The organism is Micromonospora sp. ATLC20 (genome assembly GCF_057196585.1).
In genome coordinates this window covers 1-11,994 of record NZ_JBXUOV010000176.1, presented here as the reverse complement: position 1 = coordinate 11,994, position 11,994 = coordinate 1, and the positions used below count along the sequence as shown (strand labels likewise).

The 11,994-nt window shown below is 69.0% G+C and carries 9 protein-coding genes and 1 pseudogene; 7 read left to right on the top strand and 3 right to left on the bottom strand.

The features are described 5' to 3' along the window. Positions 1–84: 84 nt before the first annotated feature. On the bottom strand, positions 85–1,509 hold the full coding sequence (gene purB, locus AC2CHG_RS25870) for an adenylosuccinate lyase (RefSeq protein ID WP_262012765.1): 1,425 nt from the start codon (positions 1,507–1,509) through the stop codon (positions 85–87). A gap of 435 nt (positions 1,510–1,944) precedes the next feature. Continuing rightward, a complete protein-coding gene (locus AC2CHG_RS25865; protein ID WP_262012766.1) occupies positions 1,945–3,075 on the bottom strand; it encodes a hypothetical protein in 1,131 nt (376 codons plus the stop codon). A 263-nt stretch (positions 3,076–3,338) separates the two neighbouring features. Here AC2CHG_RS25865 and AC2CHG_RS25860 point away from each other — a divergent pair, with 263 nt between their 5' ends. After that, positions 3,339–4,766, top strand: coding sequence for a tetratricopeptide repeat protein (locus AC2CHG_RS25860; protein WP_262012767.1), 1,428 nt, complete (start codon positions 3,339–3,341; stop codon positions 4,764–4,766). A gap of 177 nt (positions 4,767–4,943) precedes the next feature. On the opposite strand, the gene AC2CHG_RS25855 is transcribed toward AC2CHG_RS25860, so the two are convergent. After that, positions 4,944–6,236 (bottom strand): acetyl-CoA C-acetyltransferase, encoded by a 1,293-nt coding sequence (locus AC2CHG_RS25855; protein WP_355514062.1) that lies wholly within the window; start codon positions 6,234–6,236, stop codon positions 4,944–4,946. 55 nt (positions 6,237–6,291) lie between these two features. Here AC2CHG_RS25855 and AC2CHG_RS25850 point away from each other — a divergent pair, with 55 nt between their 5' ends. The 6 genes and pseudogenes from AC2CHG_RS25850 to AC2CHG_RS25825 form a co-directional block, all read left to right on the top strand. Beyond that, a complete protein-coding gene (locus AC2CHG_RS25850; RefSeq protein ID WP_355514059.1) occupies positions 6,292–7,650 on the top strand; it encodes a 3-oxoacyl-ACP reductase in 1,359 nt (452 codons plus the stop codon). After that, positions 7,650–8,717 (top strand): MaoC/PaaZ C-terminal domain-containing protein, encoded by a 1,068-nt coding sequence (locus tag AC2CHG_RS25845; RefSeq protein WP_484525766.1) that lies wholly within the window; start codon positions 7,650–7,652, stop codon positions 8,715–8,717. The genes AC2CHG_RS25850 and AC2CHG_RS25845 overlap by 1 nt, the downstream gene beginning before the upstream one ends. An 80-nt stretch (positions 8,718–8,797) precedes the next feature. Further along, entirely contained in the window at positions 8,798–9,556 is a 759-nt protein-coding gene (locus AC2CHG_RS25840) for an NUDIX hydrolase (protein ID WP_484525765.1), read from the top strand. Next, on the top strand, positions 9,553–10,494 hold the full coding sequence (locus AC2CHG_RS25835) for a BUD32 family EKC/KEOPS complex subunit (RefSeq protein WP_484525764.1): 942 nt from the start codon (positions 9,553–9,555) through the stop codon (positions 10,492–10,494). Before AC2CHG_RS25840 ends, AC2CHG_RS25835 begins: the two co-directional genes overlap by 4 nt. A 10-nt stretch (positions 10,495–10,504) precedes the next feature. Next, positions 10,505–11,464, top strand: a complete 960-nt coding sequence (locus AC2CHG_RS25830) for a hypothetical protein (protein ID WP_355514053.1) — start codon at positions 10,505–10,507, stop codon at positions 11,462–11,464. Further along, positions 11,461–11,994 (top strand): annotated as a pseudogene (locus AC2CHG_RS25825) (adenylosuccinate synthetase); the annotation flags it as partial. The gene AC2CHG_RS25830 and the pseudogene AC2CHG_RS25825, both read left to right, overlap by 4 nt.

Here is an 11,994-nt window from a genome sequence, read left to right as displayed (position 1 = left end):
AGCCGACGAATCCCCTAGAAGACACCACGGTCAGTCAGAGGGTGAGTCAGACCGGCCGGGTGACCCGCTCCCACATCATCACTGTCAGAGGATGGGGGGCGGGGAGTAGGCCGCCGCCTCGGGGTGGGATTCCACCACCTTGGTGATTCTTGCGGTCACCCGAGTGACCTGGTCGGTGGCGGCGCCCACGAACGCGTTGCGGTCGGCGACCAGGGTGTCGATCTCGGCCCGGGTGAGGCCCAGCCGGCCGTCCGCAGCGAGGCGGTCGAACAGGTCGTTCTCGGCCGCGCCCTTCTCCCGCATCGCCAGCGCCACGGCGACCGCGTGCTCCTTGATCACCTCGTGCGCGACCTCCCGGCCGACACCCCGGCGCACTGCTGCCACCAGGATCTTCGTGGTGGCGAGGAACGGCAGGAAGCGCTCCAGCTCCCGGTTGATCACCGCCGGGTACGGGCCGAACTCGTCCAGCACGGTGAGGAACGTCTGGAACAGCCCGTCGGCGGCGAAGAAGGCATCCGGCAGCGCGACCCGGCGCACCACCGAGCAGGAGACGTCACCCTCGTTCCACTGGTCACCGGCCAGCTCGCCGACCATCGACAGGTAACCCCTGATGATCACCGCGAAGCCGTTCACCCGCTCCGACGAGCGCGTGTTCATCTTGTGCGGCATCGCGCTGGAACCGACCTGGCCCGGCTTGAAGCCCTCGGTGACCAGTTCCTGGCCCACCATGAGCCGGATCGTGGTCGCCAGCGAGGACGGCGCGGCGGCCACCTGGGCCAGCGCGGCGACGACCGCCATGTCGATCGAACGCGGGTAGACCTGGCCGACGCTGTCCAGCACTCGGCTGAACCCCAGATGCTCGGCCACCCGGCGCTCCAGCTCGGCCACCTTGCCGGCGTCGCCGTCGAACAGGTCGAGCTGGTCGGCGGCGGTGCCCACCGGCCCCTTGATCCCCCGCAGCGGGAACCAGCCGATCAGGTCCTCCAGCCGCTCGTACGCGATCAGCAGTTCCTCCGCCGCCGACGCGAAGCGCTTGCCCAGCGTGGTGGCCTGCGCGGCGACGTTGTGCGACCGGCCGGTCATCACCAGGGCCGAGTACTCGCCCGCGTGCCGGCCCAGCCGGGCCAGCGTGGCGACCACCCGGTCCCGGATCAGCTCCAGCGAGGCACGGATCTGGAGCTGCTCGACGTTCTCGGTGAGGTCGCGGGAGGTCATCCCCTTGTGCACGTGCTCGTGCCCGGCGAGCGCGCTGAACTCCTCGATCCGGGCCTTCACGTCGTGCCGGGTGACCCGCTCGCGCGCCGCGATCGAGGCCAGGTCGACGTCGTCGACCACCCGCTCGTACGCCTCGACGACCCCGTCCGGCACCGGCACGCCGAGGTCACGCTGGGCCTTGAGCACCGCCAGCCAGAGCCGGCGCTCCATCCGGACCTTCTCCTCCGGCGACCAGAGGGCGACAAGTTCGGGCGAGGCGTACCGGTTGGCGAGCACGTTCGGGATCGTCGTCACGTACCTCAGTCTTTCATGACGCCCGGGCCGGGCCCGGCGACGCCGGTACCCGGTCCGGCCTGTGGGCGGGCCGGACCGGGACACACCGTCAGCCCAGCCGGATCTCCGGGTCCAGCGCGACCGCGACCATCTCCTCGACTGTCATCACTCTGCTCAGACACTGCATTCGCCTAGGACAATGAGCGCCCTCTACGACGGGGTCTCTGTTACTAGTACGGCAGCTATCGACGCCGGAGACCGGCGGCGCCGCGAGTCACCTGACTCAAAGAACCCAGAGAGCCTGTCGACATCCGCCCAAGATCCAAGGGCCGTCGACACATCAATTATCTTGCACGTCCGGCCCGCCTCGCCTCGGCTGCACCGATTCCGCCCCTCCTCGAAAGCGCGTCACCACCGCGCGGACCGGGTGCGTGGAGGCTGCATGATGGGCGCCGTTCACTTGAAGTCAGCACTTTGGAGTGGATCGCGAAAAAGACAAAGCTGCACATTCCATATGATAGATGGCGCTTCAGGTGAGTCAGGAGCGGGGTACATGCGCCGTGCCACCAGTTCGCTATAGAACATGAAGCACTGCTCGCTAGGACCGGAGCGTTCCGTCTGGAGCACCCACATCCCGGCCCCATTTGAGTCTACCGTGACGGGGTGGGAGGTAAGGTAGTCCATTACGGTTTTTCCATCACGCTGCCGCTGGTGAGGGTTGTGGTAGATGCGCATGTCGACCGTTGAACCGGGGGCGTACCCTCCTACCGCCAGGCGAATTGTGTCACCCGGCTTTGCCACTATAAATGCACCATAGTCAGGCAAGCCATAAGCATCATTAACGTAACCCATGAACTGCGGGCTCGACGCGGCACGCACTTCAATCGCAGTAGACACTGTGATTCCATTTTGAATAGCAGCAACGGTATACAGGCCCATCGGATCTGACCGAACACGCCTGAACGGGACGGCATTAAATGCGTCAAGATCGCCAGGGTTCATTTGACGCGACTCGAAGATCCTTCCCGCTGGGTCGCGCATCTCGAGAGTAACCTCGCCTTCCGGGGCATAACCGTAGACGCACACATCCAGCACGTCTGGGGCAGCCATAAAATCGAGGTCGGGGCGGTTCTTGACTGCGACCGAGAAGGTGGTGATGCCAAAACCGCAAACGTCGCCGCCGCCTTGGAAATATTCAAGCTGCGACGCGATGCCCGGCGGGACAGGATCACTCCTTGACAACACACCACCAATCGGGATGTGGCCGCGCGGGGGCATCGGGGGAAGCGGCAATGCCGAGCCCTGTGGATTCCGGCCGCCATCTCCACTAGACGATCCTGAACCGGGGCGCAATGTTGGCTTGACGGGAAATCGACCGGGATTTGGCAGGGGTTCGGGAACCGGCGCTCCACCACCTGGCGACTGCGAGGCAGAAGACATACCCGTATCGACTGAGCTAGACGGCGTAATGCTGATCTTGGGTTCGGTGCTTTTCGATGCAGTTCCCCCGTCCGTCTTCTCATCCGCCGTTGTTGCCAGGGTCGCGATCAAACCCAGCGCTACTACAAGAGCCGTGGCGACAAGCACCCTTTTCCTCGTGTCCAAGCGTTCACCCCAGGTCCACTGGATCCGCGACACCGGATGTTATCGCACGGGCCAATGACCCGAAAGCCCGAGAGTCAGATAGCCGTCGTTTCGCCTATGGTGCGTTCATGACAAAGGCAAGCGAGGACCCCGACGCAATATCAACTTCCGAAAGGTCCGATACTTGCACGGGGGCAGCATCTGACAGTCCGGCCGAATCGGACTTATCGCGTGGCACGATCGCTCAACTTCGAGGTCTCCCATCGGTGGAGTCGCCAACCCCCCGTGACGAAGATGCCGAGAATGGGCGCGCAAATGCGGATGAGAAACCATCGCCCCCCATTCGATTGGCGCTCACGACTAGCGACCTTAATGAGAGGTTCGCCAAGTGGCGTGATAAGAGCGCGACGCGCTGGTCAATATCCATATCCCTGATCACCATTCTGTGCGGAACTCTAGGCACCTTGTCCGATTGGCAGGGCGCAAAACCCGTATTTCCCTGCTGGGTCAAACGAGAGCAAAAGATCAACGAGCCCTACGGCATTGCCGTGGCAAATATAGGCGTTCGGCGCGAGGACGGGCAACGCTGGTCAGACATGGAGAAGAAGAATGCCAGTGATATCAATGAGAGCCTCTTCAAGCAGGTTTCTAGCAGCTTCGAAGATCGCTCCGGACAGGTTGGCATCGGTCAAACTTGCAACCGAAATATCCAATCAGATCAGGAACGAGAGACATACCTCTCTGAGGTGCAGAAAAAGCTTGATGCCGAGCTAGCGGTCTCATTGACTTTAACGCCTAGCGGCCAACGAGTCAGAGTGGAAATCGAGGCAAGCATTGGATCGCAGGGTGGATGGAACGAAGCGCAGGAGCTAGCGGGTTACTATAAATTCAATGCGGGCCTGGTGGGCGATTCCCTAGAGATTAGAACAAGTATCGCGAAGGCATCTGTAGGGGAGCTTTTAGTTCCATACATCACCCTTCTCCGCGCGATCGCCGAGTACGCGAATTCGGACTACGGTGTCGCCAAAGACACCTTAAGTAAAGTCCTCGCAACACCCGGAATCTCCGATGACCTAAAACGATTGGCGCTAGTCCTGAAGGGCAACACAGAGGGGCGCCTCGGTGGCACTGGATCAACCGAGAGGGCAGCAGCCGCCTATACAGCCGCCCTTAAAACAGACAGGGGTTACGTAAGGGCTATTCTCGGACTCGCTGAAATCGACTACCAAACGGGCCTGTCCAAAATTAGGAGCACCGGCGGCCCCAGATGCGAAGGCAAGCTTACCTCTCAAGCGAAAGCCCACCTTGCCGCCGCACTCGACAAATATGAAGGCGTCTATAGATCTGCGGCTACGTCTCGCGTTCCAGACGTTGACGCTAGAGCGAAATTTGGTATTGGTCGAACGTATGCATGTCTGCTGAGGTCGGGCGACCGCAGCAAGGCCGAGGCCGCTCTGGAGGCGCTCAAGTACGTGACCGCCAGATTTGAATCCGACAGGAAGAAGGTTTGGCTACGGGCGACGGCATCCGGCGCCTACGGTGAAACAGCGCTAATTTACTGCGGGCAGGGACGCAGAGAAGAGGCCCTCGCTTACTATGCGAAAGCATATGAGTGGGCTGTGGATGAGACGCGAGCCAGAGACTATGACGACGCCCGCAGGAAAATTAGCACGAACCGGCGTTACTGCTCCTGAGAAGTGCGCTGTAGGCCACCATTGGCGCAGCGGCTCCAGCCGGGCGGTCACGTAGTCGCGGAACTCCTCGTCGCGCCCGGTCACGAAGTGCCACCCCTTGCTCGCCTCATGCCCAGGGGACGGAACGAGCCGGCACGCGGGTTGCCCGCCCGGCGCAGAACCGGGCGGGCGTCCTCGTCAGCGCTCCAGGATCGCTGTCACGCCCTGCCCGCCTGCCGCACAGATGGAGATCAGGCCGCGCCCGCTCCCCTTCTGATCCAGCAGCTTGGCGAGCGTGGCGACGATCCGGCCGCCGGTGGCGGCGAAGGGGTGCCCGGCCGCCAGCGACGAGCCGTTGACGTTGAGCTTGTCCCGATCGATCGAGCCGAGCGGGGCGTCCAGGCCCAGGCGCTCCTTGCAGAACTCCGGCGACTCCCAGGCCGCCAGCGTCGCCAGCACCTGGGAGGCGAACGCCTCGTGGATCTCGTAGAAGTCGAAGTCCTGGAGGCTCAGCCCGGCGCGGGCCAGCATCCGGGGCACCGCGTACGTGGGGGCCATCAACAGGCCCTCGTCGCCGTGCACGAAGTCGACGGCGGCGGTCTCGGACCAGGAGAACCAGGCCAGCACCGGCAGGTTGTGCGCCTTGGCCCACTCCTCGGACGCGAGCAGCACCGTCGATGCGCCGTCGGTGAGCGGCGAGGAGTTGCCGGCGGTCATGGTGGCCCGCTCGGCGTCCGCGCCGGAGGCGCCGAAGACCGGCTTGAGCGAGCCGAGCTTCTCCAGGCTCGTGTCCGGGCGCAGGTTCTGGTCGCGGGTCAGCCCCAGGTAGGGGGTCATCAGGTCGTCGAAGAACCCCTTGTCGTACGCGGCCGCGAGCCGCTGGTGCGAACGCAGCGCCAGTTCGTCCTGCGCGGTCCGGTCGACGTTCCAGCGCAGCGCCGTGCGGGCCGCGTGCTCACCCATGGACAGTCCGGTACGCGGCTCGGCGTTGCGCGGGATCTCCGGCTTGAACGGCTGGTGCGGGCGCAGCTTCGCCGCGATCTTGAGCCGTTCGCCGAGCGTACGGGCCGAGTTGAGCTGGATCAGCGTGCGCCGCATGTCCTCGTTGACGGCGAGCGGCGCGTCCGAGGTGGTGTCGACGCCACCGGCGATGCCGACCTCGATCTGCCCGAGGGCGATCTTGTTGGCGACCAGGATGGCCGCCTCCAGCCCGGTGCCGCAGGCCTGCTGGATGTCGTACGCGGGGGTGTGCGGGTCGAGCCGGGAGCCGAGCACCACCTCACGGGTGAGGTTGAAGTCGCGGGAGTGCTTGAGCACCGCGCCGGCCACGACCTCGCCGACCCGCTCGCCGGCCAGCCCGAACCGGGCGACCAGCCCGTCGAGCGCCGCACCGAGCATGTCCGCGTTCGACGCGTGCGCGTAGCGCGAGTTGGACCGGGCGAAGGGGATGCGGTTGCCCCCGATGACCGCGACCCGCCGGACACTCTGCACGATCGGCCTCCCTCGAAACTGTTGCCCGAACCCTACTCGCCAGTAGGCTACGCCTATGACCGACAGGTACGCGAGCTTCGTCCAGACGGGGGCCGGTCGCGCGCTGGTCAAGCGCCTCGGGCTGCCCGACCCGCCCCGACTGCGCCGGCACACGCCGGGCGACCCGCTCGTTCCCGGGCCGGTCCTGCTCGGCTCCTCGGCCGGCGGCCGGATCGCCGAGCCGGCCGGCAAGATCCTGACCGCCGCCGGGGTCGAGCTGGCCGATCCGGTCGCCGCCCACGACGCCGACCGCCGCTTCGCGGCCCTGGTGTACGACGCCAGCGGCATCACCGACTCCACCGGGCTGCGCCAGCTCTACGACTTCTTCCACCCGCAGGCCCGTTCGCTGGTGCCGAGCGGCCGGGTGATCGTGCTTGGCACCCCGCCGGCCGAGTGCGGCTCCCCTCGGGAGGCTACCGCCCAGCGTGCGCTGGAGGGCCTGACCCGCAGCATCGGCAAGGAGTTCGGCCGGGGCGTGACCGCCCAGCTCGTCTACGTGACACGCGAGGGTGACGCCGGTACCCCGGTGAGCCTGGAGTCCACACTGCGGTTCCTGCTCTCCGGCCGGTCCGCGTACGTCTCGGGCCAGGTGATCCGGGTCGGCACCGGCACCGCCGTCGCGCCGGCCGACTGGGACCGGCCGCTCGACGGGCAGGTGGTGCTGGTGACCGGCGCGGCCCGGGGCATCGGCGCGGCGCTGGCGAAGGTGCTGGCCCGCGACGGCGCGCAGGTGGTGGCGCTGGACATCCCGGCGGCCGGGGACGAACTGGCCGCCGTCGCGAACGAGATCGGCGGCAGCGCGGTGCAGCTCGACCTGACCGCTCCGGATGCGCCGACCCGGCTGGCGGAGCACCTGGCGTCCCGGCACGGCCGGGTCGACGTGGTGGTGCACAACGCGGGCATCACCCGGGACAAGACGCTGGGCCGGATGGACGCCGACCGGTGGGACTCGGTGATCGACGTGAACCTGTCCAGCCAGGAGCGCATCAACGACGTGCTGCTGGAACGCGACCTGATCCCGGCCGGCGGCCGGATCGTGTCGGTCTCGTCGATCGCCGGGATCGCCGGCAACCGGGGGCAGACCAACTACGCGACGAGCAAGGCCGGCGTGATCGGCCTGGTCGACTCGCTCTCGCCGGTGCTGCGCGAGCGCGGGATCAGCCTGAACGCCGTGGCGCCGGGCTTCATCGAGACCCGGCTGACCGCGCGCATCCCGCTGACGATCCGCGAGGCGGGACGGCGGATGAACAGCATGGCCCAGGGCGGCCTGCCGGTGGACGTGGCCGAGACGATCGGGTGGCTCTCCTGGCCGGCGAGCGGCGCGGTGAGCGGCAACGTGGTCCGGGTCTGCGGCCAGAGCCTGCTGGGGGCGTGATGGCACCCCGTGACCACGAGGACGACGACCTGACCCTGCACGACCTGATCGAGGGCCCCACCCGAGACCTGACCGCCGCCCGAGCCGCCGCCCTAGCCCGCACGCAGGCCCGCCCCTCCTCCGACGATCATGAAGTTGACGGCACTTCTGGAGATCCACAGGGCAGCCAACCTCATGATCGACGGGGTGAAGCGGTGGGGCCGGAGGGGCGGCGGCGGGTCGCGCTGGAGCGGTTGCCTGCCAGTGGGGCGCTGTATCGGCGGGCGCTGCTGGGAGTGGTGCCGGGGGTCGGGGGGCGGCGCGGGACGGACGTGCCCTCTGTTGAACTGGGCGTTTCGGGGGTCGCTGTGGATCAGCGGCATCTGGCGGACTACGACCGGGTGTGCGGGTTCCGCCTGACCGACCGGCTGCCGGCGACGTACCTGCACGTGCTCGGGTTCCCGCTGTCGCTGCGGCTGATGACGAGCCCTGGCTTCCCGATCCCGCTCACCGGCGTGGTGCACGTGGCCAACCGGATCACCGTGCACCGTCCGGTCGAGGCCGGCGAGAGCGTCGACTTCCACACGTACGCGGAGAACCTGCGCCCGCACGAGCGGGGCCGCCAGCTCGACGTGGTGCTGGTCGGCTCGATCGGCGGCGAGGAGGTGTGGCGCGGCGTGTCCACGTACCTCGGGAAGGAGCGCGCGTCCGGCGGCGGCCCGCGGCGCGACCGGGGTGACCGCCCGGCGCCGCCGGCCGCCTCGGCCCGGTGGCGGGTGACGCCCCGGGTCGGTACGGACTACGCGCGCGTCTCCGGCGACCACAACCCGATCCACACCTCGAAGCTGGGCGCGCGGCTGTTCGGCTTCCCGCGCCCGATCGCGCACGGCATGTGGAGCAAGGCCCGCTGCCTGGCCGCGTTGGAGCCCCGGCTGCCCGAGGCGTACACGGTGGACGTGTCGTTCAAGCTGCCGGTGCCGTTGCCGTCGACTGTGGCGTTCAGCGCCTCGGCGACCGGCGCGGGCTGGGACTTCGCGCTGCACAGCGCCCGGGACGGAAGGCCGCATCTGGTCGGTTCGGTGCGCTGAGCGAAAGAGGGGACTTGCCGTCCCCTCTTTTCGGCGCTAAGTTGTTCTCAGATTGAGTTGTTCTCAACCTGAGAGAGTGAGTGACCGTGAACGAGCAGGAGTTCCTCGCCGGGTACGACCCCCGGGACTACCCGGCGGTCGCGGTCACCGTCGACGTGGTCGCCCTGACCATCCGCGAGGGCGCGCTGCACCTGCTGCTGATCCGCCGCGGCGCGCCACCCTACGCGGGGCACTGGGCGCTGCCCGGCGGCTTCGTCCAGCCGGACGAGGACCTCGCCGCGGGCGCCCGGCGCGAGCTGGCCGAGGAGACCGGCCTCGGCGGCGAGCGGCTGCGCCGGGTGCACCTGGAACAGCTCGGCAGCTACGGCGCCCCCGACCGCGACCCCCGCATGCGCGTGGTCTCGGTCGCCCACCTGGCGTTCGCCCCCGACCTGCCCGACCCGGTCGCCGACACCGACGCCGACGAGGCGATCTGGCTGCCGGTCACCGCGCTCACCAGCCGGCAGCTCGCCTTCGACCACGGCCGGATCATCTCCGACGGGCTGGAGCGCGCCCGTTCCAAGCTGGAGTACACGCCGCTGGCCACCCGGTTCCTCGCCCCCGAGTTCACGATCACCGAGCTGCGGGAGGTCTACGAGACGGTCTGGGGTCACCCGCTGCACGCCGGCAACTTCCACCGCAAGGTGCTCTCGGTGCCCGGCTTCGTGGAGAGCACCGGCGCCAGCACCGAACGCGGCGGCACGCGCGGCGGCCCCCGGGCCAAGCTCTACCGCGCCGGAGACGCCCTGCTGCTGCACCCGGCGCTGCTGCGCCCCGCCCGGGAGGAGACGGTGCGGTGAGGACCGAGGAGGCGATCCGGCTGGTCACCGCCGCGCGTACCGACGCCGACCTGTTCGGTACGCAGGAGCCGGCCCGCCGCTACCGCGAGCTGGTCGGCGCGCTGCACCCCGACCGGCTGGGCGCGGCCGACCCCGGGGTACGCGCCGCCGCCGCCGAAGCGCTCGTCACCGTCACCACCCGGTGGCGCACCCCCGCCCCGATGTACGTCGGCGACGTCGCCGACCTGCACGACCACGGCGACGGACGGCTGCTCAAAGTGGCCCGGCACCCCGGCGACAACGACCTGATGGCCCGCGAGGCACGCGCGTTGCGCCGCATCGCCGAGCGCGGCGACGCCAAGCACCTCGCGTACGTGCCCCGGCTCGTCGACTCCTACCCGGCGCGCGACCCGTCGACCGGCGTGCAACGGCAGGTGAACGAGCTGGTGACCGTACCCGGACTGCGAAGCCTCGACGACGTGCGCCGCGCGTACCCGGACGGGCTGGACCCGCGCGACGCGGCCTGGATGTGGCGGCGGCTGCTCGTGGCGCTCGGCCTGGCCCACCGGGCCGGCGTCGTGCACGGCGCGGTGCTGCCCCGGCACGTGCTGATCGAGCCGGACGCGCACGGCGTGGTGCTCGTCGACTGGTGCTTCTCGGCCGAGCCGGGCGGGCTCGTGCCGGCGCTGGTGCCCGGCCACGAGGACTGGTATCCGCCGGAGGTCGCCGCCAAGCGGCAGTGCGGCCCGGGCACCGACATCGCGATGGCCGCCCGCTGCATGACCTGGCTGATGGGTGACCGCGCGCCCCGCGAGCTGCGCGCCTTCGCCGACGGCTGCCAGGGCACCGCGCTCGCCACCCGGCCGGACGACGCCTGGCGGCTGCTGCGCGAACTGGACGAGGTGCTGCACCGGCTGTACGGGCCGCGCACCTTCCGACCCTTCACCCTCAACCCGTAGGGAGGCTGCCATGGGCAGTGGAATCTGGTCCACCGACGTGTACGACGCCGCCGACCGTTACCGGCGCCGCACCGGCAAGAGCGCGTTCTCCTACAGCGACAGCGGCGCACGGAAGGTGCACCCGGCGCTCGACCCGCGCGACGCGCTGCGGGAGAGCCGCGACTCCGCCGAGCACCCGCAGTCGACGCCGATCGCCGTGCTGTTCGACGTCACCGGCTCGATGGGGCACGTGCCCCGGGTGCTGCAGAGCAAGCTGCCGCAGCTGCTCGGCCTGCTGCTGCGCCAGGGGTACGCGAAGGACCCGCAGGTCATGTTCGGCGCGATCGGCGACGCCACCTGCGACCGGGTGCCGTTGCAGGTCGGGCAGTTCGAGTCCGACAACCGGATGGACGACGACCTCGGCCGGATCGTGCTGGAGGGCGGCGGTGGCGGCCAGATGATGGAGTCTTACGAGCTGGCGCTGTACTTCATGGCCCGGCACACGGCCACCGACAGCTGGGACAAGCGCGGCCGGCGCGGCTACCTGTTCATCATCGGCGACGAACTGGCGTACCCGGCGGTGAAGACCGCGGAGGTGAGCCGGCTGATCGGCGACGACCTGCGCGAGGACGTACCGGTCCGGCAGATGGTGGACGAGGTGACCGCGCGCTGGGACACCTACTACCTGCTGCCCGCCGGCAGCCACTACGCGGGCAACCGCAAGGTGCTGGACTTCTGGCGCGGCCTGCTCGGGCAGAACGCCGTCGAGCTGGACGACCTGGACGCGGTCTGCGAGACGATCGCGCTCACCGTCGGCCTCGGCGAGCAGGCCATCGACCTGGACGCCGGGCTGCGCGACCTGGACCGGGCCGGCTCCACCGCCACCCGTACCGTCTCGAAGGCGCTCGCCCGGCTCGGCTCCGACCGGCGCGCGGTGGCGACGCTGCCGTTCAGCCCGGCCGACGGCGCAAGCGGGGTCACCCGGCTGTGAACCACGTGATGGTGGTCGACCTCGGCTACGGCGACGCCGGCAAGGGCACAGTGGTGGACCTGCTCTGCGCCACCCGGCAGGTCCACACGGTGATCCGGTTCAACGGGGGCGCGCAGGCGGCGCACAACGTCGTCCTGCGCGACGGAAGGCACCACACGTTCGCGCAGCTCGGCGCCGGAACGTTCCGTCCGGGCGTACGGACACACCTGGCGCGGCACGTGGTGGTGGACCCGCTGGCGCTGGCCGCCGAGGCCGACCACCTCGCGTCGGTCGGCGTGCCCGACGCGCTCGACCGTCTGACAGTGGACGGGGAGGCGCTGCTCGCCACCCCGTACCACCGGGCCGCGAATCGCGCCCGGGAGATCGCCCGGGGAGCCGACCGGCACGGCTCCTGCGGGCTCGGGGGGGGGGGGGGGGGGGGGGGGGGGGGGGGGGGCGCCCCCCCCCCCCCCCCCCCCCGACGAGGCACCCCGGGTGGCGGACTGCCGCCGCCCGGCGGTGCTGCGCCGGCGGCTGACCGCGCTACGGGA